Annotated in this window: 12 protein-coding genes, 1 tRNA gene, 3 rRNA genes and 1 pseudogene; 5 read left to right on the top strand and 12 right to left on the bottom strand. The window is 64.2% G+C overall.

What is annotated here, in order from left to right; all coding sequences use genetic code 11:
• The first annotated feature begins 12 nt into the window (after positions 1-12).
• The 3 genes from EV380_RS00590 to EV380_RS00580 are packed head-to-tail and all read left to right on the top strand — an operon-like array spanning position 13 to position 3,428.
• Positions 13-1,554, top strand: a complete 1,542-nt coding sequence (locus tag EV380_RS00590; RefSeq protein WP_130448609.1) for an alpha,alpha-trehalose-phosphate synthase (UDP-forming) — start codon at positions 13-15, stop codon at positions 1,552-1,554.
• A gap of 9 nt (positions 1,555-1,563) precedes the next feature.
• Complete coding sequence (gene otsB / locus EV380_RS00585; RefSeq protein WP_130448607.1) at positions 1,564-2,349, top strand: trehalose-phosphatase; 786 nt, start codon at positions 1,564-1,566, stop codon at positions 2,347-2,349.
• Positions 2,350-2,408: 59 nt separating this feature from the next.
• Positions 2,409-3,428, top strand: a complete 1,020-nt coding sequence (locus EV380_RS00580) for an ABC transporter ATP-binding protein (protein ID WP_130448605.1) — start codon at positions 2,409-2,411, stop codon at positions 3,426-3,428.
• A gap of 82 nt (positions 3,429-3,510) precedes the next feature.
• Here the strand turns inward: EV380_RS00580 and EV380_RS00575 are convergent, their stop codons facing one another.
• The 4 genes from EV380_RS00575 to EV380_RS00560 are packed head-to-tail and all read right to left on the bottom strand — an operon-like array spanning position 3,511 to position 9,320.
• Positions 3,511-5,445 carry a glycoside hydrolase family 13 protein gene (locus EV380_RS00575; protein WP_242607451.1) on the bottom strand — a complete coding sequence of 645 codons (1,935 nt, stop codon included), beginning with the start codon at positions 5,443-5,445 and terminating at the stop codon, positions 3,511-3,513.
• A 27-nt stretch (positions 5,446-5,472) separates the two neighbouring features.
• Positions 5,473-6,393, bottom strand: coding sequence for a sugar ABC transporter permease (locus EV380_RS00570; RefSeq protein WP_102161273.1), 921 nt, complete (start codon positions 6,391-6,393; stop codon positions 5,473-5,475).
• Positions 6,393-8,024 (bottom strand): ABC transporter permease subunit, encoded by a 1,632-nt coding sequence (locus tag EV380_RS00565; RefSeq protein ID WP_130448603.1) that lies wholly within the window; start codon positions 8,022-8,024, stop codon positions 6,393-6,395. The genes EV380_RS00570 and EV380_RS00565 overlap by 1 nt, the downstream gene beginning before the upstream one ends.
• Positions 8,025-8,033: 9 nt before the next feature.
• Positions 8,034-9,320 (bottom strand): sugar ABC transporter substrate-binding protein, encoded by a 1,287-nt coding sequence (locus tag EV380_RS00560; protein WP_130448601.1) that lies wholly within the window; start codon positions 9,318-9,320, stop codon positions 8,034-8,036.
• Between the two features lie 185 nt (positions 9,321-9,505).
• Between EV380_RS00560 and EV380_RS00555 the strand changes: the two genes are divergently transcribed.
• Together EV380_RS00555 and EV380_RS00550 are read left to right on the top strand one after the other, a co-directional pair.
• Entirely contained in the window at positions 9,506-11,251 is a 1,746-nt protein-coding gene (locus EV380_RS00555) for a glycoside hydrolase family 13 protein (RefSeq protein ID WP_207219263.1), read from the top strand.
• A gap of 6 nt (positions 11,252-11,257) precedes the next feature.
• The gene (locus EV380_RS00550) at positions 11,258-12,274 is read left to right on the top strand and encodes a LacI family DNA-binding transcriptional regulator (protein ID WP_130448597.1); all 1,017 of its coding nucleotides are present in this window, start codon (positions 11,258-11,260) and stop codon (positions 12,272-12,274) included.
• A gap of 28 nt (positions 12,275-12,302) precedes the next feature.
• On the opposite strand, the gene thiC is transcribed toward EV380_RS00550, so the two are convergent.
• The 8 genes and pseudogenes from thiC to glgB form a co-directional block, all read right to left on the bottom strand.
• Complete coding sequence (gene thiC / locus EV380_RS00545; protein ID WP_130448595.1) at positions 12,303-13,955, bottom strand: phosphomethylpyrimidine synthase ThiC; 1,653 nt, start codon at positions 13,953-13,955, stop codon at positions 12,303-12,305.
• 242 nt (positions 13,956-14,197) lie between these two features.
• A tRNA-Pro gene (locus EV380_RS00540) sits at positions 14,198-14,274 on the bottom strand.
• A 95-nt stretch (positions 14,275-14,369) separates the two neighbouring features.
• The gene (locus EV380_RS00535) at positions 14,370-15,713 is read right to left on the bottom strand and encodes an FAD-binding oxidoreductase (protein WP_423219036.1); all 1,344 of its coding nucleotides are present in this window, start codon (positions 15,711-15,713) and stop codon (positions 14,370-14,372) included.
• A 62-nt stretch (positions 15,714-15,775) separates the two neighbouring features.
• Positions 15,776-16,258, bottom strand: coding sequence for an SRPBCC domain-containing protein (locus EV380_RS00530; protein WP_130448593.1), 483 nt, complete (start codon positions 16,256-16,258; stop codon positions 15,776-15,778).
• Positions 16,259-16,378: 120 nt separating this feature from the next.
• Positions 16,379-16,495, bottom strand: a 5S ribosomal RNA gene (gene rrf, locus EV380_RS00525).
• 223 nt (positions 16,496-16,718) lie between these two features.
• Positions 16,719-19,849 (bottom strand): 23S ribosomal RNA (locus EV380_RS00520).
• A gap of 537 nt (positions 19,850-20,386) precedes the next feature.
• Positions 20,387-21,910 (bottom strand): 16S ribosomal RNA (locus EV380_RS00515).
• Together the 16S, 23S and 5S rRNA genes form the textbook arrangement of a ribosomal RNA operon.
• 450 nt (positions 21,911-22,360) lie before the next feature.
• A pseudogene (glgB, locus tag EV380_RS00510) lies at positions 22,361-24,577 on the bottom strand (1,4-alpha-glucan branching protein GlgB); the annotation flags it as partial.
• Positions 24,578-24,632: the final 55 nt, after the last annotated feature.

The following is a 24,632-nucleotide window of genomic DNA, read 5'->3' as shown; positions in this document are numbered from 1 at the left end:
CAGGAGAGAGACATGTCCCATTCCGTTGACGGAACAACACGCAACGAGACGTACGACTTCGTGGTCGTTGCAAACCGGCTGCCCGTAGACCGCGTGGTCAACGACGCGGGCGAGTCGTCGTGGAAGCGAGCCCCGGGCGGGCTCGTCACGGCGCTGGCACCGGTGATGGAAGCGGCAGACGGAGCCTGGGTCGGCTGGCACGGCGCACCGGACGAGGAAGTCGAACCGTTCGAGAACAACGGCATCTCGATCGTTCCCGTCCCCCTCTCGGAAAGCGACGTGAACCTCTACTACGAGGGCTTCTCCAATTCGACGCTGTGGCCGCTCTACCACGACGTCATCGTCGCTCCGAGGTTCCACCGGGCGTGGTGGGATCGCTACAAGAAGATCAACCAGCGCTTCGCCGACGCGACCGCGGCCGTCGCCGCCGAGGGTGCCACCGTCTGGGTGCAGGACTACCAGCTTCAGCTCGTCCCGAAGCTGCTCAAGGATGTCCGTCCCGACCTGAAGATCGGCTTCTTCAACCACATTCCCTTCCCGTCCGTCGACCTCTTCGCCCAGCTGCCGTGGCGCAAGCGGGTCCTTGAGGGCCTGCTCGGTGCGGACCTCATCGGATTCCAGCGGCCTTCCGACGCCTCGAACTTCCTGCGCGCGGTGCGCCGGATCCTGGGGTTCACGGTCCGTGGCCAGCAGATCCACGTTCAGGACGCCCAGGGCAACCCCCTGCGGATCGCCCGCGCCGAAGCGCATCCGATTTCCATCGATTCAGCATCGATCTCGCGCATGGCGAAGGACCCGAAAGTCCAGGCGCGCGCGAAGGAGATCCGCCGCGGTCTGGGCAATCCCGACGTGGTGGTGCTCGGCGTCGACCGCCTCGACTACACCAAAGGCATCCGCCACCGCCTGAAGGCCTTCGGCGAACTCATCGACGACGGCCGACTCGAGGTCGGCGGCGCGGCTCTGGTCCAGGTGGCCAGCCCCAGCCGTGAGCGCGTCGGCGAGTACATGAAGCTCCGCGACGAGATCGAGCTGACGGTCGGCCGCATCAACGGTGAACACGACACGGTCTCCCACACGGCCATCCGCTACCTGCACCACTCCTATCCATTCGAGGAGATGGTGGCGCTCTACCTCGCGGCCGACGTCATGCTCGTCACGGCCCTGCGCGACGGGATGAACCTCGTCGCCAAGGAATACGTCGCAGCGCACGTCGACAACAAGGGGGCCCTCGTCCTCTCGGAGTTCGCCGGTGCCGCCGACCAGCTCAAGCACGCCTTCCAGGTCAACCCCCACGACATCGACGACCTCAAGGACACGATCGTCGCGGCGATCGCGCTCCCCGAAGCCGAGGCGAGCCGACGCATGCGCATCATGCGCCGCCAGATCGCCACGAACGACGTCGCCCGCTGGTCGCGCAAGTTCCTGGAATCGCTCGCCAAGACGGACGACGAGCTCTCCCTCGACGCCCGCAATCGGGCCGACGAGGAAAGGGCCGGGCATGCCGCCGCCGACCTCATCCGCCCGCGCAAGCCCGACGACGCGGACAACGAGTAGAGGAGCGCGATGCTACCCCCGGAACTTCGTACCGCCACCGAGGCCCTCGCCGAGGTCGACCACCTGCTCGTCGCCCTCGACTTCGACGGGACGCTCGCCCCGTTCGTCGGTCGCCCCGAAGACGCCCGCGCGCTGCCGGGCTCGGCGGAGGCGCTCGCCCGGCTCGGTGGGGGCGACGCCCCCGGCTCCGGACCGCGCACGACGACGGCGCTGCTCTCCGGGCGCCATCTGGAGAGCCTGCGCCTGGTCGCGTCCCCGCCGGAAGAAGTCCTCCTGGTCGGCAGCCACGGCGCCGAACGGTACAGCCCGGAGACGGGCGACGAACCGCTCACCCTGTCGGGCGCCCAGGAGGCGCTGCTGGCCGAGGTCACCGCGGCCCTGCGCGGCGTCTCCGAGGCGTTCGCCGGGGCGCGGCTGGAACACAAGCCGTCCGGCGTCGTCCTGCATGTTCGGCAGTGTTCACCCGCTGACGGCGAGGCCGCACTCGCACGGGCGCGCACGGCGCTGGCCGGCGAACGTGACGTTCATGTGACGGAAGGCAAGGCCGTGCTCGAGGCGGCCGTCGTCCGGGTCGACAAGGGGGTCGGTCTCGACTGGCTCCGGAGCGTCAGCGGAGCCGGAACCGTGGTCTTCGCCGGCGACGACGTGACTGATGAGCACGCGTTTTCGACCCTTCGCCCGGGCGATCTGGGAGTCAAGGTCGGAGACGGCGAAACGAGTGCCGCGTTCCGGGTCGGCTCACTGGAGGATGTGACGGAGTTTTTGAATCTGCTCGCTTCTGTGAGAACCTTGTGACACCTATCACAACGGATCGTCGGGCACGTACCTGCCCGTGAAGGGAACACAACAAAATCATGGCATCTGTAACTTTTGACAGCACCACCCGTCTGTACCCGGGAAGCACGACCCCCGCGGTCGACTCGCTGAACCTCGAGATCGAGGACGGGGAATTCCTGGTCCTCGTCGGGCCCTCCGGCTGCGGAAAGTCCACGACCCTGCGCATGCTCGCAGGCCTCGAAGACGTGAACGCCGGCCGCATCCTCATCGGCGATCGCGACGTCACCGACGTCGCCCCGAAGGATCGCGACATCGCGATGGTCTTCCAGAACTACGCGCTGTACCCGCACATGTCCGTGGCCGACAACATGGGCTTCGCCCTGAAGATCGCCGGTGTCGACAAGGTCGAGCGCCGCAAGCGCATCGAAGAGGCCGGCCGACTCCTCGACCTCACCCAGTACCTGGACCGCAAGCCGAAGGCGCTTTCCGGCGGTCAGCGTCAGCGTGTGGCCATGGGCCGCGCGATCGTCCGCTCCCCGCAGGTCTTCCTCATGGATGAGCCGCTGTCGAACCTGGACGCCAAGCTGCGTGTCCAGACCCGCACGCAGATCGCCTCGCTGACCCGCCGTCTGGGCGTCACGACCGTCTACGTCACCCACGACCAGGTCGAGGCCATGACCATGGGCGACCGCGTCGCGGTCCTCAAGGACGGCCTGCTGCAGCAGGTCGACACCCCGAGCAACCTGTACGACCGCCCGGAGAACGTCTTCGTCGCCGGCTTCATCGGCTCCCCCGCCATGAACCTCATCGACGAGGGCACGCAGACGATCGGCGTCCGCCCGGAGAACCTCGTGCAGGCCACCGAGGCCGAGGTCGCCACCAGCAAGCACGCCTGGGCCGTCGAGGTCGACGTGCTCGAGGAGCTCGGCGCCGACGCGTTCGCCTACGGGCGCACCAAGATCAACGGCGAGGACAAGGAATTCGTCGTCCGCCTTGAGGGCCGCACCTCGGTCCGCCCGGGCGACACGATCCACGTGCACGCCGTCGAGGAGCGCATCCACCGGTTCGACAACGCCACCGGCAAGCGCATCGGCTAGTACCTGAGCACACGAAGGGCCGGTCGTTCCACTGCGGAACGGCCGGCCCTTCGTGTGTGGCGAGACCAACCAGCCGGCACGGTCAGGGCTGCGGGACCCCGGGCAGAATCCAGACACCCGCGTCAGCGCCGGCCGCACCGCGGAGGGTGAGGACGCCGTCGTCGCCCGACGCGAGGCTGATCCCGCCGTTGAGCTGAGCTTCCCGTCGCCAGCGCTCGACCGGAGTCGCCGAGACGAGGGACCGGGGCAGGGCCAGCTCGAAGTCGTCGCGGGCGGCGACGACGAGCACTGACTGCTCGGCGTGTTCACGCACGAAGGCCAACACGTCGCCGGCGGCATGCACCCAGCGGATGCCGCCATCGAGCAGCGCGGGACTGGACTGGCGCAGGGCGCCGAGGCGCCCGTAGATCCCGCGCAGGTCCTCACTCACGCGCGCGGGGTCGTCCCACGGCATGGGCGTGCGGGAAGCCTCCCCGTTCCACCCCGTCAGGCCGAACTCGTCGCCCATGAAGACCATCGGGATGCCGGGCATCGTGTACTGCAGCACGACGCCGACGGCCTGGCCGCCGGGCTGCATGCGGCCGGCGGCGCGGGCGGTGTCGTGCGTGTCGAGGGCGTTCATGTTGCAGCGCCGGACCGTCCACGGGTAGCCGGAGACGAAATCGAGATGCGTGGCGAGGAACTCGCGACCGTCGATGCGGTCCACGACCCCGGGCGGGACGCCGAAGAACCACTCCTCGCCTTCGAGCGCCGTATCGCCGGAGAGCCAGTGCCACAAAGGGCGCGTGAAGTTGGTGTAGGTCATCGCGCCCTGCCACGTGTCGCCCTGGAAATCGGCGGCCGCGTCCGACGTCGACTCGGCGAGCAGCATCGCGTCGGGCTTGATCTCGCGCATCCGGGCGCGGATCAGCGCGGCGACCTCGTGGTTCAGGTCCTCGGCACCCTGCCGGCCCGTCATGTTGCCGACGTCGATGCGCCAACCGTCGAGGTCGAAAGGCGGCCGGAGCCAGCGGGCCACCATCGAGTCTTCGTCGAGGACGAATCGGGAGCGCAAGCCCTCCGATTTCCAGTTGAACTTCGGCAGGGAGTCGACGCCGAGCCACGCAACGTAGGTCTCGTGGGCGTCGTCGAAGTAGTAGTAGTCGGCCTCGGGGGCGTCCGGGTCGGCACGCGCGGCGCGGAACCATTCGTGGGCGTCGCCAGAGTGGTTCGCCGTGAGGTCCCCGATGACGCGCAGCCCCCGGGCGTGCGCCGCCTGGACCAACTCGGTCAGCGCCTCGTCTCCGCCGAGCAGCGGGTCGACGCCGGAGAAGTCGGAGGCGTCGTACCGGTGGTTGGAGCGGGCCGGGAACATCGGCGTGAGGTACACGACCGTCGCGCCCAAGCTCTGGATGTGGTCCAGTTTCTCGAGCGCGCCTGGCAGGTCTCCCCCGAAGAACTGGCGCGGGGTCTCGGGGCCCTGCCCGATGACCTCCGTGGTGTTCCAGTCGCACGCGATCGCCCACTCGGGCGTCGAGTGCTGGTCGGCCTGCGCGGAGCGCGCGAACCGGTCCGGGAACACCTGGTACATCACCGAGCGGTGCACCCAGTCCGGAGTCGCGGTGGAACGCTCCGGGTCGACGGAGGTCACACGGAAATCGTGGTCGTCGCGCACGTCCAGGGCGAAGAAGCCGGCCGCGTTGAGCCAGTGGTTGCGCCCACCCACGCGCACGAGCCACCGGTAGGACTGCACGGGGTTGACGATTCTCAACTCCGCCGCGTACCAGTCCCAGACGACGTCGGCGCCCCCCTGCCGCCCCCCGGACTCGGGGCACGGCAGGAGTGCTGCGGCGTCGTAGTGCGGTTCGGCGTCGCGCACGCTGCGCAGCCAGACGCCCTGCACCGTCCCGAGGGAGCGGGGTACCCGCAACCGTACGCCGACGACGTCCCCCAGGCGGGGGAAGGGGTCGGAGACGGTCAGCGCGGAGCCGTCATGGTGCGGCCAGCGCGCCACGTCCTCGATCAGGTGCTCAACCACGGGATCTCTCCGATCGTTCTGGGGCCGTTACCCCTTCACACTGCCAGCAGTGAGGCCGGATGTGATGTATTTCTGCAGGAATAAGAAGAGCGCCATCACCGGCACCGCCGCCAGCACCGCGCCAGCGGCGAAGACGCCCCAGTTCTCACTGCGCTGCTGGGCGACGTAGGAGTACAGGCCGACGGCGAGTGTCTGCGAGTCCGGGTCGGTGAGCACGACGGACGCGATGACGAACTCGCTCGAGATCCCGATGAACGCGAGCAGGCCGACGACCGCGAGGATCGGCGTCACGAGCGGCATGATGATCCGGAAGAACACCTGCGCGTGGGAGGCGCCGTCGATGCGGGCCGACTCGTCCAGGGACTTCGGGACCGTGTTGAAGAATCCGTACATGAGGTACGTGTTCACGCCGAGCGCGCCGCCCAGGTAGACCATGATCAGCCCCAGCGAGCTGCCGAGCCCCACCGCCGGGATGATGTCGCCGATGTAGTTCAGCAGCAGGAAGATCGCGACGACGGCCAGCAGCTGCGGGAACATCTGCAGCAGCAGGAGTGCGAGCAGGCTGAAGCGGCGGCCGGCGAAGCGCATGCGCGAGAACGCGTACGCAGCCAGCGCCCCGAGGAAGACAGTCGCCGCGCTGGTGACGACGCCAATGACGAGCGTGTTGACGAACCACTTGCCGAACGGGCGCTGTTCATTGGAGAAGAGGTCGACGAAGTTCTGCAGGCCGATGTTCGTGAACAAGGTCGTGGAACCCGCCATGGTCCCGGTCGGGTTCAACGCCGCCGAGAGCACGTAGAGCAGCGGGAAAATCGAGAACAGGGTGGCCGCGATCGCGACGGCATGCCGCCAGCCCTTCTCACGGAACCACCGGCCGAAGCTCATCCGGGGCTGGGGAATCGCGGCGAGCGTCGTGGCGCCGGATTGTGGGTTGTTCTGCGCGCGCATCAGTTGATCTCCTCCAGAGCCTTGGTCTTGCGGAAGCTGATGGCGGAGATCACGCCGACGACGATGAAGATGATGATCGCCAGGGCGCTCGCCAGCCCGTAGTCGCGGCCGGCTCCCGTCCCGAACGCGACCTTGTAGACCATCGTGATCAGGATGTCAGTGTGGCCGATGTCGAACGTCGTGTCGCTGAATCTCGGCCCGCCGCCCGTGAGCATGTAGATCACGTTGAAGTTGTTGAAGTTGAACGCGAACGAAGAGATCAGCAGCGGAGCCAGAGACACGAGCAGCAAGGGGAGCTTGATCGCCCGGAAGATCATCCAAGCGCTCGCCCCATCCATGCGGGCGGCCTCTTCGGCCTCCGCGGGCAGCGACTGCAGGGCGCCGGTGCAGACGAGGAACATGTACGGATAGCCGAGCCACAGGTTGACCAGCAGCACCGAGACCTTCGAGAGGATCGGGTCGGTCAACCACGGGAGGTTGGCCCCGCCGAGGATCGCGTTGTTGATGAAACCGAACTCCGCGTTCATGAGGCCGGACCAGACGAGGCCGGAGAGGAAGGCGGGGAACGCGTAGGGCAGGATCATCAAGATCCGGTAGAAGCGTTTGCCCTTCAGATCCGCGCGGTTGAACGCGATGGCCAGGAAGAGGCCGAGCCCGAACGTCGTGATCACGGAAAGGAAGGCGAACGCGAACGTCCAGACGACCACCTGGAGGAGGGGGCCGCGCAGGTTGTCGTCGCCGAAGGCCTTCGCGAAGTTTTCGAAGCCGACGTGGATCTTCCAGCCGGTGCCGAGTTCGCTGCCGTCATCGGCGCGGAACGTGCCCTCGCCGGAGTCGGAGTAGACGACGCCGGTGCCGACGTGAGTGAAGGTGTCGGCAGACTCGTCGTAGGTCAGCCGCGGTTTGAAGACGTAGGCCGTGGAACCGTCCTGCGTCTGCAGGGTGCCGTCGTCGAGGTTGTCCGTCAGCGGAACAACAAGGCTCGAAACCTCGCCCTGGCGGCCCAGGATGTCGCCGAACTGCAGGGTGGTGTACCCGTCCAGTCCGATGGCCTTTCCGGTTGCGTCCAGCTGCGCCGACTGCACGGGCTCGAGCGGCTGTTCTGCCCCGCCCAGGCCGACCGCCCCGGACGGGTCCGTGACCAGGAGGAGCAGCTCGTCGCCGTCCTCGACGACGGTCGCTGCGTATTGCGGTGAATCGGGGACCCGCTCCAGCGCCGAGAGCTGGATCGAGCTGATCGCGTCTTCCTTGGTGGAGTTATGGCCGTCGCCGTAGTTCGTGAACGCGATGTAGGTCGAGAAGAACATCACGAACACCTGGAACACCAGGAGGAAGAGGACGCCGGGCGCCAGATATTTGGCCGGAAGCCCGTCCTTGCGCAGGTAGATCCAGTTGATGCCCACCGTCACGACGAGGCTGATGGCAAAGACCAGCCACTCCTCGCCCACGGCGAGCTGGAAGAGCGCGTAGGCCGCAACGGCGTCTACGATGCCCAGCAGGATGATCTTGGCGAGGATCCCCAGGAGGGAGTCCGGGCCGGAGGGCAGACGCCGCTTGCCCCCGCGCGGGGCGCCATCGGCGCCCCGCGCGGGTGTGGCCGCGCCTCGGGTCGAGGTCGATTCACCGCTCACGCTTGATACCTAGCCGTTGAACTTTGCTTCGATGTTCTCGGACATCTTGGTCCACGCCGCGGCCGGGTCCGACTCGTTGCCCTTGATCAGGCTCAGTTCGGTGGCACCCCAGTCGGCCCAGACGGCCTGCATCTCGGGGGCTGCCGGCATCGGAACGCCCTCGGCGCCGATCTCGCCGAAGGCCTTGATGACCTCGTCGTCGGCTGCCTTCTCGAAGGAGGCCAGGAGTGCCGGCGGGCGTCCGCCCTGGTCGAACAGCGCGTCCTGTGCCGCCTCGGTGCTGAGGTAGTTGACGACGAACTCGTTCGCGGCCAGCTCGTTCTTCGTGTACGAGGAGACCAGGAAGCCGTTCACGCCGACGAAGGGCTGTGCCGCCTCGCCGCCCGCCGAGGGCAGCGCGTCGACCGAGAAGTCGATGCCGGCTTCCTCGATCGCCGGGACGTTCCACGGGCCGGTCAGGAAGTAGGGCGACTCGCCGGCCAGGAACTTCTCCTTGGCGATATCGCCAGTGATGTTGGAGTTGAACACGCGTGTGCCCTTGTCGCCGTTGTCGGCGAGGAACTGCGCGAACTCCTGGCCGCCGTCGTTGTTCATGCCCAGCTGGCTGACGTCGTAGGAACCGTCGTCGCCCTGTTCGAACACGGGGGCGCCGAACGAGGTCTGCAGCGGGTAGGCGTGGTACGGGTCGGCCTGCTTCGGGTCGAGACCGAGCAGGAACGCGTACTCCGCGTCGCCGGCGTCGACGACGCTCTGCCCGGCAGCGACGACGTCGTCGAAGGACTCGTGAGTCTCGCCGACCAGCTCCGCGTTGCGCACGAGGGCGACGTTTTCAATGGCATACGGGACACCGTAGACCTGGCCGTCGTAGGTCATCGCCTGGACGGACGACTCCGCGAACTCCGCGCTCTTGTCGCCGAGCTGGATCGGCGCGACGACGCCGTTCTGCACCAGCGTGCCCAGCCAGTCGTGCGGGGCGACGAGCACGTCCGGGCCCTTGCCCGACGGCGCCTGCGTGATGAAGTCGTCGCGCACAGCGGCGAAGTCCTTCACGACCAGATCGACTTTGATGCCCTTGTCCGCCTCGAACTTGTCGGCGATCTCCTTCAGCGCCGGCGAGCGCTCGGCGTCGGTCCACATCGTGATGGTTGCCGAGGCCCCGCCATCTGCGGGAGCGCTGGAGGCGGCAGGTTCGGTCGAGCCGCCTCCACACGCGGCGAGCGCGATGGCGGCGGATGCGCCAACAGCGCTGAGGGTGAAAGCTCGGCGCGTGGCGCCGGATCGGATCTGCACCGTCATTGGTGTGCCTTTCTCGATGGACGTGCCCTGGCGACCGCAAATGCCCCGTGCCGCCCGAGTGATGTACAACACGAGTGTAAACGCTTTCATGACGCCCGTCCACCCTGCGAGTATTCCTCACGAATAGGCTGGGTTCAGCCTGTAAGCGCTTCCAGATTCGTCAGTCGATGGGTAGGATGATCCACATGTCGCAGCCAGCAACGCAACTGAGCGCCGAGCGCCTTGTCCACGCCCCGTCCGCAGGTGATGAATGGTGGCGCCGTTCCGTGATCTACCAGGTGTACCCGCGCTCGTTTCGCGATACGACCGGAGACGGCATGGGCGACCTGCCCGGCATCACCCGCGAACTGCACCACATCGCGTCCCTCGGCGTGGACGCCGTCTGGCTCTCCCCGTTCTGCCGTTCCCCGCAGAAGGACGCCGGCTACGACGTCTCCGACTACTGCGACGTCGACCCGATGTTCGGCACGCTCGATGACTTCGATGACCTCGTCGCCGAAGCCCGCCGACACGAGCTGAAGATCATCGTCGACCTGGTCCCGAACCACTGTTCGGACGCCCACCCGCTCTTTCAGGCCGCACTCGCGGCCGCCCCGGGATCGCCTGAGCGCGAACTCTTCCACTTCCGCGACGGGCGCGGCCCGGACGGCAATGAGCCGCCGAACAACTGGCAGTCACACTTCGGTGGACCGGCTTGGACCCGCACCACGGACGACGACGGCGCCCCTGGACAGTGGTACCTGCACCTTTTCGATTCTTCGCAACCGGACTTCAACTGGGACAGCGACGCGGTGCGCGCCGAATTCGAGCGCATCCTGCGTTTCTGGCTCGATCGCGGCGCCGGCGGCTTCCGCGTCGACGTCGCGCACGCCCTGATCAAGGAACCGGGGCTGCCAGACTGGGGCGGCCGCCCCGACGGCCGGTCGACCGAAGGATTCCCGTTCTCCGACGCACCCATGTTCGGTCGCGCCGCCGTGCACGACGTCTTCCGCAGCTGGCGCCAGCTCGTCGAGGAGTACGACGGCGACCGCATCCTCTGCGGCGAGGCCAACGCGCACCCCGTCGAGACCATGGCCGACTGGGTGCGCTCGGACGAGATGCACCAGACGTTCAACTTCGACTACCTCGGCGCGGCCTGGGGCGCCGAATCGTTCAGGGGCGTCGTCGAACGCTCACTCTCAGCATTCGACGCCGTCGGCGCGCCCACCACGTGGGTACTCTCGAACCACGACATCACCCGCCACTCGACACGCTTCGGGCTCGGCATGACCGGACGCGTCAACGAAGGCGGAAAGATCTCCGACCTCGTGGTCGACGAGGATCTCGGCCTGCGCCGGGCCCGCGCCGCGTCCCTGTTCACGCTCGCGCTGCCCGGCGGCGTCTACCTCTATCAGGGCGAAGAACTCGGCCTTCCCGACTTCCTCGACCTTCCCGACGAGTTCCGCCAGGACCCCACCTTCTTCCGCACCAGGGGCGAGCGCGTCGGCCGCGACGGCTGCCGCGTCCCGCTCCCCTGGGTCGCTGGCGCTCCGGGGCTCGGGTTCAGCACTCGGCCCGGTAGTTCAGAGCACGACGACGCGACGCCCACGTCCAATGCCTGGCTGCCGCAGCCGCGCCACTGGGACCGCTACGCGCGGGACGTTCAGGCCGGCGACCCCGATTCGACCCTCGAGCTCTACCGGCGGGCCCTGGCGGTCCGCGCCGAACGTGGCCTCGGCCTCGGAGACCTCGCCTGGCTCGAATCGCGCCCGGGCGCAACCACCGACGTGGCCGCCTACAGGAACGGGCGCACCGTCGTCGTGCTCAACAGCGGCGACGAGCCGGCCGATCTGCCGGCCGGTTCCGTCCTGCTGGAGAGCACCCCCGGGGCGATCAATGCGGACGGGCGGCTCGTACCCGACGCTGCCGCCTGGCTGGACGTGGAACACTAGATCGCGATGGCAGGGATCAAGGATGTAGCACAGAGCGCGGGCGTATCCGTCGCGACGGTCTCGCGCGCGCTCAGCGGAAACGGGAAGGTCTCGGCCGCGACGCGGGCGAAGGTCCAGCGCGCCGCCGAGGAGCTCGGGTACGTCGTCTCGTTCAACGCGTCTTCCCTCGCCTCGGGACGAAGCCGGAACATCGGCGTCGTCGTTCCCACCGTGGGCCGCTGGTACTTCTCGACTGTGCTCGAGGGGATCACGAACGGGCTCATCGAGGCCGGCTACGACCTGACCCTGTACAACACCGGCGGCCAGGACCAGCACCGCCGGTCCGTCTTCGGCGACCTGCTGCTGCGCAAGCGGCTCGACGCCGTGATCACCCTGACCCTCAAGCTGCAGCCCCACGAGGTCGACCAGCTCGCCTCGGTCGGCAAGCCCGTCGTCGCGATCGGCGGTCTGATCCCCGCCATCGACACGATCCGCGTCGACGACTTCAACATCGCGTCGATGGCGACGGAGCACCTCATCGCCCTCGGACATTCGAAGATCGCCTACCTCGGCGGCAGTGAGGAGTTCGAAGTCGACTTCAAGCTCGCTTCCGCCCGCCAGGACGGCTACGAGTACGCGCTGGACCAGGCGAATCTGCCCGTGCACCCCGAATGGCTGCTGAGCGCCGACTTCACGATCCAGGGCGGCTACCAGAAGGTACGCAACGTGATGTCCGCTCCGCGTCGCCAACCGACGGCCGTGGTCTGCGCATCCGACGAGATGGCGTTCGGCGCGATCCTCGCCGCCCGCGACCTCGGTCTGGACGTACCTGGGGATCTATCCGTCATCGGCATCGACGGACACGAGCTCGGCGAGTTGTTCGGGCTGACCACCATCGCGCAGGACGCCCGCGGCCAAGGCGCCGCGGCGGTACGCAAGGTGCTGCAGCTTCTGGGCGAACGCGACGTGGATCCCGACCCGACCCGGAGCTTCTTCCCCACCGAGTTCGTCGCCCGGACGTCGACGGCGGCCCCGCGCACCTGAGCGGGGCCGCCGACGCGAGCGGCCCGTGCTAGATCGCGCGAACGGGCAGGTAGACCGAACTGCCCATCCGGGCGAACTCCTCCGACTTCTCAGCCATGCCCGCCTCGATCGCATCCACGGAATCCAATCCGTTCTTCGCCGCGTACTCGCGTACATCGGCCGATATGCGCATCGAGCAGAACTTCGGGCCGCACATCGAGCAGAAATGCGCCGTCTTGGCGGGCTCGGCCGGCAGCGTCTCGTCGTGATACTCGCGGGCCGTGTCGGGGTCGAGCGAGAGCGCGAACTGGTCATTCCACCGGAACTCGAAGCGCGCACGGCTCAGGGCGTCGTCACGTTCCTGGGCTCGGGGGTGCTGCTTGGCGAGATCAGCCGAATGCGCCGCGATCTTGTACGTGATCACACCGATCTTGACATCGTCTCGGTTCGGCAGCCCGAGGTGCTCCTTCGGAGTCACGTAGCAGAGCATCGCCGTCCCGGCCTGGGCGATGATCGAGGCGCCGATAGCGGAGGTGATGTGATCGTAGGCGGGAGCGATATCCGTCGCGAGCGGACCGAGGGTGTAGAACGGCGCCTCCTCGCAGAGCTCCTCCTCGAGCCGGACGTTCTCGGCGATCTTGTGCATCGGCACGTGGCCCGGACCCTCGATCATGACCTGCACACCGTGGGACTTGGCGATCTTCGTCAGTTCCCCGAGCGTGCGCAACTCGGCGAACTGCGCCTCGTCGTTCGCGTCCGCGATCGAACCTGGGCGCAGACCGTCGCCGAGCGAGAACGTGATGTCGTACTTGCGAAAGATCTCGCACAATTCCACGAAGTGCGTGTAGAGGAAACTCTCCGTGTGGTGCGCCAAGCACCACGCCGCCATGATCGAACCGCCGCGGGAAACGATGCCAGTCACACGCTTGGCCGTCAGCGGCACGTAGCGCAGCAGCACACCCGCGTGCACGGTCATGTAGTCCACTCCCTGTTCCGCCTGCTCGATCACCGTGTCCCGGTAGATCTCCCAGGTCAGTTTCGCGGGGTCTCCGTTCACCTTCTCTAGAGCCTGGTAGATCGGCACGGTGCCGACCGGGATGGGCGCGTTGCGCAGGATCCACTCCCGGGTCTCGTGGATGTTCCTACCAGTCGACAAGTCCATCAATGTATCCGCGCCCCAACGGGCTGCCCAGACCATCTTCTCGACCTCTTCCTCCACCGAGGAAGTCACCGCGGAGTTGCCGATGTTCGCGTTGACCTTGACCGCGAACGCTTTGCCGATGATCATCGGCTCCGACTCGGGGTGGCGATGGTTGGCGGGGATCACGGCCCGTCCCGCCGCGACCTCCTCGCGAACGAATTCCGGCTCGAGCCCCTCGCGGGCGGCCACATAGGCGATCTCGTCGGTCACGATCCCGGCCCGCGCCCAGACCAGCTGGGTCGCGGCGCCGTCGATCGGTTCTGGTCGGTTCCATTCATCTCGAGCACGTTTGAGTCCTGCCTCGACGTCGATCTCCGCGTCCGCGTCAGTGTACGGACCGGAGGTGTCGTAAAGGTCGAAATGCTCTCCGTTGCTGAGATGAACGCGCCGCACCGGATACCTCAGGTGTTCCGCCCCCGTGACCGCTTCGTACCGTTTGCTGCTGCCTTCGATAGGGCCGGTGGTCACGGTGGATACAGGTGTAGCGTCAGTTGTGCGCATTTTCATCTCTTCCTTCGCCGGCATTACCCGGTCAGGTTCGACGGTCGACGGCCCTAGCCGCCCTCTCAGCTCGCTGGTGCGAGCTCCCGTGGTGTGTCTTACGCCATGACGCTATCGCGTACTGGGAGGGAATCAAAATACGACGGCGTCCCTACGAATCCGAATCCGCCCTCTTCAGGGGGCTCTCGGCGGGAACCGAAACGCAGAAAAGGCCGGCTCATTAGAGCCGGCCTTTTCAACCGTGGTCGGGGTGACAGGATTTGAACCTGCGACCTCCTCGTCCCGAACGAGGCGCGCTACCAAGCTGCGCTACACCCCGGCGTCTCAGCGACCTCAACTACTTTACCGGCTCGGTTCGCAAACGCCTAATTGGGAGAGCCCCGCCGGACGGGGGCAACCAACAGGCGCCGCTCCCTAGAGGATGGCCTTACCGGGGTTGAGTATGCCGTGGGGGTCGAAGAGCTTTTTGATCTGGCGCTGCAGTTCGAGGACCTCCTCCTGCTGTTCCCACCCCAGCCAGCGACGTTTGAACTGGCCGATGCCGTGCTCTCCGGTGATCGTGCCTCCCGCATCCAGAGCTCCTCGCACGGACTCGTCCAAGGCCCGAGCGAGACGTTCGAGGCCATCAGCCCCGTCCTCCGGTGCGACCCAGAAGGTCGGATGCAGATTTCCGTCACCCGCGTGCGCGACAATCCGCAACATGACACCGTGCTCGGTCGCTATCTCACTCAGCCGGTGCACGTAGGCGACTAGTTGGGAACGCGGGACGGCGACGTCTTCGCCTACACGATATTCGTCGTCCTGAATGTCGCCTCGGCTAGAGCGCCGCATTTCGATGAGCCGAGCGGCGATGTCGTCGCCGGCTGCGGCGAGCTGGGCACCGAGCCTCGTCAGCGCCTCCCGCACAATCGCTTCCTCGACGCGTGCGCCGTGGCCGTCGGTCCGCACCAGCAGGAGCGCCCCTCCCCTGCTCGCGAGATCCGTGCCGAAACCGGCGTCGATGACCGCCATGGTGCCCGCGTCGAGAAACTCCATGATCGCCGGCTGCACTCGATGCCGACCAACGGCCAGGACACCCGCCGCGGCCGCCTCCACGGTCGGGAAGAACGCCGCGATCGAACGGGACTCGGGGCTGAGGTAACGCAAGCGCACCGTCGCCGAGACGACGACCCCGAGGGTTCCTTCTGAGCCTACGAAGAGGCTGGTCAGGTCGTATCCGGCCACCCCTTTGAATGTGCTTCTGCCGGTATGCAGAAGCGTCCCGTCCGCGAGGACGACGTCGAGCCCCAGCACCGAGTCCCTCGTGACGCCGTATTTGGCGCATCTCAGACCGCCGGCATTCGTTGCCACGTTGCCACCGATCGTCGACTGCCGGTAGCTTGCGGGATCTGGGGCATACATGAGCCCGTACTCGGCGACCGCGTCTCCCAGGTCCCCGTTGACGACTCCTGGCTCGACCACGGCCACTTCGTCCTCGGGGCGGATCTCGAGTATTCGGTCCATCCGCTCAAGGCTCAGAACGATACAGTTTTCGCTCGCGTTCACGCCGCCCGAAACACCCGTGCCTGCCCCGCGGGCGATGACGGGCACTGCGTGGTCGTTGGCGTAGGAAAGGACCGCTTGGACATCCTCGACGCATTCGGCGAAGACAACGAAGGCGGGCAGGAAATCGTCCTCGCGGGGGCCGAAGTCGCGGCAGTAGGCGATGCGAGTTGCCGCGGAGTCCTGGACCTTCCCCGATCTTCCGTCAGGATCGATCCGATCGCGCAGCGCCGCGACGTGCTGTCCATCCACTGTGGTTTGGTTGTTCGGCACGGCTTCTACCGGGCGCCCATGAATCGCGCGAACCGCTCGAGGATCGGGCCCCAACACGCATAAACTTCCGCCTGACGCTGCCCGTCCTCGCCCACGGCCAAGCCAGTGTGCGTGAGCTCGACCTGAGTCTCGCTGCCGGCGGATCGGAAGGCGACGACAACATGGCTGGGCGCCAAGTCCTCAAAGTTGTATGTGCAGCTCAGTTCTATGCGCGCCGGCGCCTGGGCCTCCAGTAGACTCGCCCATCTATGCGTTTCCCCGGATGGGGAGTCCTCGGACAGGCCGTCGACGTCCAGGCTCATATGTGCGCCGTCGCCGAAATGCGAGTGCTCGTCGACCGGCCACCAAAGATGAACGTATTCGGTGAAACCCTCGAATGCTCGGTCGCTGCCGACCGGGACGCGGACGCTGAAGCGGAGCGGATCGACGTCAGCATCCGAGCTCGGGCCCGGCTCGGGGGCAGGTGCGTGTGAGAAAAGTCCGTGCATCCCTCCACAGTACCGCCGAGCGCGCCTGAAGCGACCGGTGGATGTGCGCGGGCCGAGCTACATGTTAAATGGGTCAGGCCTCGCAACATCTCTGTTGCGAGGCCTGTCCTCTTAATGAGTGTCCGGCGGTGACCTACTCTCCCACACCCTCCCGAGTGCAGTACCATCGGCGCAGTGGGTCTTAGCTTCCGGGTTCGGTATGGGACCGGGCGTTTCCCCCACGCTATGACCGCCGTAACCCTAGCACCCACCAGTCACACACACGAAGGCATGTTGTCGGGGGAAAACCTGGGCCACGATCTTTCATCGTGGTGCCACCCACCCATCCAACAAAAGGGACGGGGTTGTGGCGGTTATTCGGTTACATCGAAACAAAAGTTGTTGTTTCGGTACCGCATAGTGGACGCGTAGCAATCATGCCACCAGAACTCCCACAATTGAAGCGTGGGTGGTGGTGTTTGTGGTGTAAGTTGTCGGCCTATTAGTACGGGTCGGCTTCACGAGTCTTTAGTCCTCGCTTCCACGTCCCGCCTATCAACCCAGTGGTCTAGCTGGGGGCCTCTCACACAAAAGTGTATGGAAATCTCATCTCGAAGTGGGCTTCCCGCTTAGATGCTTTCAGCGGTTATCCCTTCCGAACGTAGCTAATCAGCGGTGCACCTGGCGGTACAACTGACATACCAGTGGTTCGTCCGTCCCGGTCCTCTCGTACTAAGGACAGATCTCCTCAAATTTCCTGCGCGCGCAGCGGATAGGGACCGAACTGTCTCACGACGTTCTAAACCCAGCTCGCGTACCGCTTTAATGGGCGAACAGCCCAACCCTTGGGACCGACTCCAGCCCCAGGATGCGACGAGCCGACATCGAGGTGCCAAACCATGCCGTCGATATGGACTCTTGGGCAAGATCAGCCTGTTATCCCCGAGGTACCTTTTATCCGTTGAGCGACGGCCCTTCCACGAGGTGCCGCCGGATCACTAGTCCCGACTTTCGTCCCTGCTCGAGCTGTCGCTCTCACAGTCAAGCTCCCTTGTGCACTTACACTCGACACCTGATTGCCAACCAGGCTGAGGGAACCTTTGGGCGCCTCCGTTACTCTTTAGGAGGCAACCGCCCCAGTTAAACTACCCATCAGGCACTGTCCCTGGACCAGATCATGGTCCGAAGTTAGGAATCCGGTACGGCCAGAGTGGTATTTCAACGATGACTCCACGAACACTAGCGTGCCCGCTTCACAGTCTCCCACCTATCCTACACAAGCCGCACCGAACACCAATACCAAACTATAGTAAAGGTCTCGGGGTCTTTCCGTCCTGCTGCGCGTAACGAGCATCTTTACTCGTACTGCAATTTCGCCGAGTTCATGGTTGAGACAGCGGGGAAGTCGTTACTCCATTCGTGCAGGTCGGAACTTACCCGACAAGGAATTTCGCTACCTTAGGATGGTTATAGTTACCACCGCCGTTTACTGGGGCTTAAATTCACCGCTTCACACCGAAGTGTTGACAGCTCCTCTTAACCTTCCAGCACCGGGCAGGAGTCAGTCCATATACATCGTCTTGCGACTTCGCATGGACCTGTGTTTTTAGTAAACAGTCGCTTCCCCCTGGTCTCTGCGGCCCACACCCGCTCACGCCAGCAAGTGGCGGTCACGAGGCAGGCCCCCCTTCTCCCGAAGTTACGGGGGCATTTTGCCGAGTTCCTTAACCATGATTCTCTCGATCGCCTTAGTATTCTCTACCTGATCACCTGTGTCGGTTTGGGGTACGGGCAGTTAGAACCTCGCGCCGATGCTTTTCTTGGCAGCATAGGATCACCGGATCACCCACTTACGTGGGCGCCTGTCGGGTCTCAGCCTGAATGCCTCGCGGATTTGCCTACGAGACGGCCTACACCCTTGGACCAGGACGATTCCATTGCCTGGCCCGGCTACCTTCCTGCGTCACACCTGTTAATACGCTGACTTCCCCGGTTCGGGTCCCACGTCGCCCACCAACGCCGCCCCGAAGGGCAGTCTATGGTGCTTGAGGTGGTTAGCATCACCGGTTCAGTAGGGACGGTTCTTCACTGGTACGGGAATATCAACCCGTTGTCCATCGACTACGCCTGTCGGCCTCGCCTTAGGTCCCGACTCACCCAGGGCAGATTAGCTTGACCCTGGAACCCTTGATCATTCGGCGGACGGGTTTCTCACCCGTCATTCGCTACTCATGCCTGCATTCTCACTCGTGTAGCGTCCACCACTGGTTTCCACCGCGGCTTCACTCGCTACACGACGCTCCCCTACCCATCCAGTCCACTGAACCACGAAGGCTAATGTGTATGACTGAATGATGCGACTTCGGCGGTGTACTTGAGCCCCGCTACATTATCGGCGCGGAATCACTTGACCAGTGAGCTATTACGCACTCTTTCAAGGGTGGCTGCTTCTAAGCCAACCTCCTGGTTGTCTCAGCAACTCCACATCCTTTCCCACTTAGCACACGCTTAGGGGCCTTAGTCGGCATTCTGGGCTGTTTCCCTCTCGACAATGAAGCTTATCCCCCACTGTCTCACTGCTACGCTCTCACTTGCCGGCATTCGGAGTTTGGCTGACGTCAGTAACCTGTTGGGGCCCATCGGCCATCCAGTAGCTCTACCTCCGGCAAGAAACACGTAACGCTGCACCTAAATGCATTTCGGGGAGAACCAGCTATCACGAAGTTTGATTGGCCTTTCACCCCTACCCACAGCTCATCCCCTCCATTTTCAACTGAAGTGGGTTCGGTCCTCCACGACGTCTTACCGTCGCTTCAACCTGGCCATGGGTAGATCACTTCGCTTCGGGTCTAGACCGTGCCACTCAAACGCCCTATTCAGACTCGCTTTCGCTACGGCTTCCCCACACGGGTTAACCTCGCGACACAGCACTAACTCGCAGGCTCATTCTTCAAAAGGCACGCCGTCACCAGACCGCAGTCTCGGCTCCGACGGATTGTAAGCGCATGGTTTCAGGTACTATTTCACTCCCCTCCCGGGGTACTTTTCACCATTCCCTCACGGTACTTATCCGCTATCGGTCATCGGGTAGTATTCAGGCTTACCAGGTGGTCCTGGCAGATTCACACGGGATTTCTCGGGCCCCGTGCTACTCGGGTGGCACCAAAATGGCGGCAGTACGCATTACGGCTACGGGATTTTCACCCTCTCTGATTCGGCATTCAAACCGATTCGCCTATACGTCTACACCTCACCACACCCGTCCGGCAGAACGGATACTTGATGCTCCCACAACCCCGACCATGCAACGCCCGCCGGCTATCACACATGAATCGGTTTAGCCCCATCCGCTTTCGCTCGCCACTACTCACGGAATCACTGTTGTTTTCTCTTCCTACGGGTACTGAGATGTTTCACTTCCCCGCGTTACCTCTACGCACCCTATGTGTTCAGATGCGAGTCGCACAGCATGACACTGTACGGGGTTTCCCCATTCGGAAATCCTGGTCTCAACGTCCGGTTATCGACTCCACCAGGCTTATCGCAGATTCCCACGTCCTTCTTCGGCTCCCGATGCCAAGGCATCCACCATGCGCCCTTGTAAACTTGACCACAAACAGTCAAGCAATGAGCTTTATATCTATATCAAGAAAAACCATGAAAGGTTTTTTTGAGATCAAAGAAATTGCAACACGCACCCACCCCCCGAAGGAGGAAAAATGCGTGCATACAAGATGCTCGCGTCCACTATGCAGTTCCCAAACAACAACCCCTTCACCCCCACCACACACCCACCACCAGGAAAACCCGGTAGAACCAGCATGCTTAGGCCAGGCAAGGAAAAAACAAGCAGTCCACCAAGACACCAGCCCACACCAAAAGGTGCGAACCAGTACCCCAGGGCCTGTTGCTTCAGGGCCCAACAGTGTGCCAAACACCACCACCGTCAACCAGCCGGCACCGTTCCAACCCCGATCCGAAGACCAGAGCGTACTAGAGAACCAACCAGCCACCAGTAAGCGGCGATAATTCGTTGATATTCCACCCTTGAGCACCCGCCCAACCACATCCGGGCTGGCAACGGGCAAACACTGAACACCACACCAAACACCACTGAGGATGCCGGCATGAATGCTAGTTGCTCCTTAGAAAGGAGGTGATCCAGCCGCACCTTCCGGTACGGCTACCTTGTTACGACTTAGTCCCAATCGCCGGTCCCACCTTCGACAGCTCCTTCCCACAAGGGGTTAGGCCACCAGCTTCGGGTGTTACCAACTTTCGTGACTTGACGGGCGGTGTGTACAAGGCCCGGGAACGTATTCACCGCAGCGTTGCTGATCTGCGATTACTAGCGACTCCGACTTCATGGGGTCGAGTTGCAGACCCCAATCCGAACTGAGACCGGCTTTTTGGGATTAGCTCCACCTCACAGTATCGCAACCCATTGTACCGGCCATTGTAGCATGCGTGAAGCCCAAGACATAAGGGGCATGATGATTTGACGTCGTCCCCACCTTCCTCCGAGTTGACCCCGGCAGTCTCCTATGAGTCCCCACCATCACGTGCTGGCAACATAGAACGAGGGTTGCGCTCGTTGCGGGACTTAACCCAACATCTCACGACACGAGCTGACGACAACCATGCACCACCTGTGAACCAGCCCCGAAGGGAAAGACTATTTCTAGCCCGATCCGGTCCATGTCAAGCCTTGGTAAGGTTCTTCGCGTTGCATCGAATTAATCCGCATGCTCCGCCGCTTGTGCGGGCCCCCGTCAATTCCTTTGAGTTTTAGCCTTGCGGCCGTACTCCCCAGGCGGGGCACTTAATGCGTTAGCTACGACGCGGAAAACGTGGAATGTCCCCCACATCTAGTGCCCAACGTTTACGGCATGGACTACCAGGGTATCTAATCCTGTTCGCTCCCCATGCTTTCGCTCCTCAGCGTCAGTTACTGCCCAGAGACCTGCCTTCGCCATCGGTGTTCCTCCTGATATCTGCGCATTTCACCGCTACACCAGGAATTCCAGTCTCCCCTACAGCACTCTAGTCTGCCCGTACCCACCGCAGATCCGGAGTTAAGCCCCGGACTTTCACGGCAGACGCGACAAACCGCCTACGAGCTCTTTACGCCCAATAATTCCGGATAACGCTTGCGCCCTACGTATTACCGCGGCTGCTGGCACGTAGTTAGCCGGCGCTTCTTCTGCAGGTACCGTCACTTTCGCTTCTTCCCTACTGAAAGAGGTTTACAACCCGAAGGCCGTCATCCCTCACGCGGCGTCGCTGCATCAGGCTTTCGCCCATTGTGCAATATTCCCCACTGCTGCCTCCCGTAGGAGTCTGGGCCGTGTCTCAGTCCCAGTGTGGCCGGTCACCCTCTCAGGCCGGCTACCCGTCGTCGCCTTGGTGAGCCATTACCTCACCAACAAGCTGATAGGCCGCGAGTCCCTCCTCGACCAGAATCCTTTCCAAAAACCACCATGCGGTAGAAATTGAATATCCAGTATTAGACCCAGTTTCCCGGGCTTATCCTGGAGTCGAGGGCAGGTTACTCACGTGTTACTCACCCGTTCGCCACTAATCCACCCAGCAAGCTGGGCTTCATCGTTCGACTTGCATGTGTTAAGCACGCCGCCAGCGTTCATCCTGAGCCAGGATCAAACTCTCCGTAAAAAACATACGAAACACGACAACGAATCAAGGGAAAACAAGACCCGCGTCGCAGTTCAAAAATCCTGGCAAATTGCCATCCAAGCCCACACGGGGGTGCGAACCGGACAGCCATTCACCAAATAAAATTTGGTATCAACAAACTTGGCACACTATTGAGTTCTCAAACAACAGACACACACGCTTTACCAACCAGCCTCTTTCCGGCCGATCCGCTCAATTCGCGGCAACTTTTATATCTTACCTCAGTTGTTTCAGCTTGTCAACTCGACTCGCTGGCCTTCCTGAGAAGTTCATCCGCCGTTAGCTTCGGGCTCCGTTTCCGTTGCCTTCCGCTGTGCGGCGCGGGATAAAACTATACCCACGTTCCGGCGCGCACGCAAATCCGGGGCCTCCCACCGACCGAACCGGCGGGAGATCCCCAGAATCATGCGGAAGTTCGGGCCTCGCGCCCTAGTCCAGCGCGTCTTTCCCGGCCAACGGGGCCGCATCTTCCCGAGTGAAGTAGACCACACCGAGGGGCGGTAGCGATACATCCGCGTACGCAGGCTGTCCGTAATAGCCCTCGAGTCGCCCCTGCACGGAGCCTCCATTGCCGACTCCGGACCCGCCGAACTCTTCAGAATCCGTATTGAGCGCCTCCACCCAACGGCCCGCCTCGGGTAGCCCCAACCGGTATCCGTGCTTGGGCTCCCCGCCGAAGTTCGCGACCGCGACCACCGGCGATCCGCCGTCGGCCGGCACGCGTGCGAAGGCCAGCGTGTTTCCGGCCGCGTCATGCGAGTCGATCCAGACGAAACCCGCAGGATCGTTGTCCTGGCTCCAGAGGGCCGGCGTCTGCCGATAGAACAGGTTCAGTTCGCGTACGAGGCGCTGGACGCCGGCGTGCTGCGGGGTATCCGCGAGCCACCAATCGAGTCCGTACTGCTCGCTCCACTCCCCCTCCTGGGCAAACTCCGTGCCCATGAAGATCAGCTGCTTGCCCGGGTGCGACCACATGAAGGCGAGATACGCGCGCACCTGGGCCAGCTGGCGCCACCGATCCCCCGGCATCCGGCGCAACAGCGATCCCTTACCGTGCACGACCTCGTCGTGACTGATGGGAAGCATGTAGTTCTCGCTCCATGCGTACACGAGCGAGAACGTCATCTGGTGGTGATGGTACTGACGGTGCACCGGGTCCTGCCCCATGTACTCGAGCGAATCGTGCATCCAGCCCATGTTCCATTTGATCCCAAAGCCGAGCCCGCCGTGCACGGTCGGGCGCGTGACGCCGTCGAACGCGGTGGACTCCTCGGCGATCATGACGACGCCGGGGTACAGCCGGTACGCCGTGGCCGTGGCTTCCTGGAGGAAGGCGATCGCCTCGAGGTTCTCGCGCCCCCCGTGCACGTTCGGAACCCACTCTCCGTCGTTCCGGGAGTAGTCCAGGTAGAGCATCGACGCGACAGCGTCGACACGCAGGCCATCGATGTGGAATTCCTCGAGCCAGTACAGCGCGTTGGCGACGAGGAAGTTCTTCACCTCGCGGCGACCGTAGTCGAAGATCAGCGTGCCCCAGTCCGGGTGCTCGCCGCGGCGCGGGTCCGAGTGCTCGTAGAGGGGCTGCCCGTCGAAGTTGGCCAGCGCCCACTCGTCCTTCGGGAAGTGCGCCGGCACCCAATCGAGGATGACGCCGATCCCGGCCTGGTGCAGAGTGTCGACCAGGTACCGGAAATCGTCGGGAGAGCCGAAACGCGACGTCGGCGCGTAGTATCCGGTGACCTGATAACCCCACGAGCCTCCGAACGGGTGCTCGGCGACCGGCAAGAACTCGACGTGCGTGAATCCCTGCCAGGAGACGTACTCCGACAGCTGATCGGCAAGCTCGCGGTAGTTCAGGCCCGGGCGCCACGAGCCGAGGTGCACCTCGTAGACACTCATCGCCGCGTCGTGCGGGTTCGTCGCCGCGCGGCGCTCCATCCACTCGTCGTCGCGGAAACCATAGCTCGACTCGGCGACGATCGACCCCGTGCGCGGAGGAACCTCCGTGGCCTGGGCCATGGGGTCGGCCTTGTCCCGCCAGTGGCCATCGGCGCCCAGGATCTGGAACTTGTAGACGGCGCCGGCTTCGACACCCGGGACGAAGAGCTCCCAGACGCCGGTGTGCCCGAGCGAGCGCATCGCGTGCTGCGCGCCGTCCCAGTGGTTGAACTCCCCTTTGACCCGCACGGCCTGCGCATTCGGGGCCCAGACGGCGAAACTCGTGCCGACAACGTCGCCGAGCTCCGAGTGGTAACGGTGCACGTGTGCACCCAGCACGGTCCACAGGTGCTCGTGGCGGCCTTCGTGGATCAGGTGCAGATCAACCTCACCCAGGGTGGGCAGGTGGCGGTAGGGGTCGTCGACGGTCACGGTGGAACCGCCGCCGTAGGTGACATCGAGGCGGTAATCGGGCACGTGCCCCTCGCGGTCCGTACGCGGGAGCACCGCGACCCACACGCCGTGGTGCTCGTGCCGCATCGGCAGCGAACCGCCGCGCGTGCGCACCTCGACCGACTCCGCGAGGTGCCGCAGCGTTCGGAAAGTGACGTGGCCGTCGTCGTCCAGGTGGGCTCCGAGGACGGCGTGCGGAGCGTGATGGGCCCCGCGGGCGACGGCGTCGAGCACTTCGGGCGCGACAGGCATCGGCTCGTAGGCCTCCGCCCGGGGCGATCCGGGGTCAGTGCGTGGTGCGTCGTCGGGC

The organism is Zhihengliuella halotolerans (assembly GCF_004217565.1).
Taxonomy (GTDB): domain Bacteria; phylum Actinomycetota; class Actinomycetes; order Actinomycetales; family Micrococcaceae; genus Zhihengliuella; species Zhihengliuella halotolerans.
This window is presented reverse-complemented; position numbering and strand designations above follow the sequence as displayed.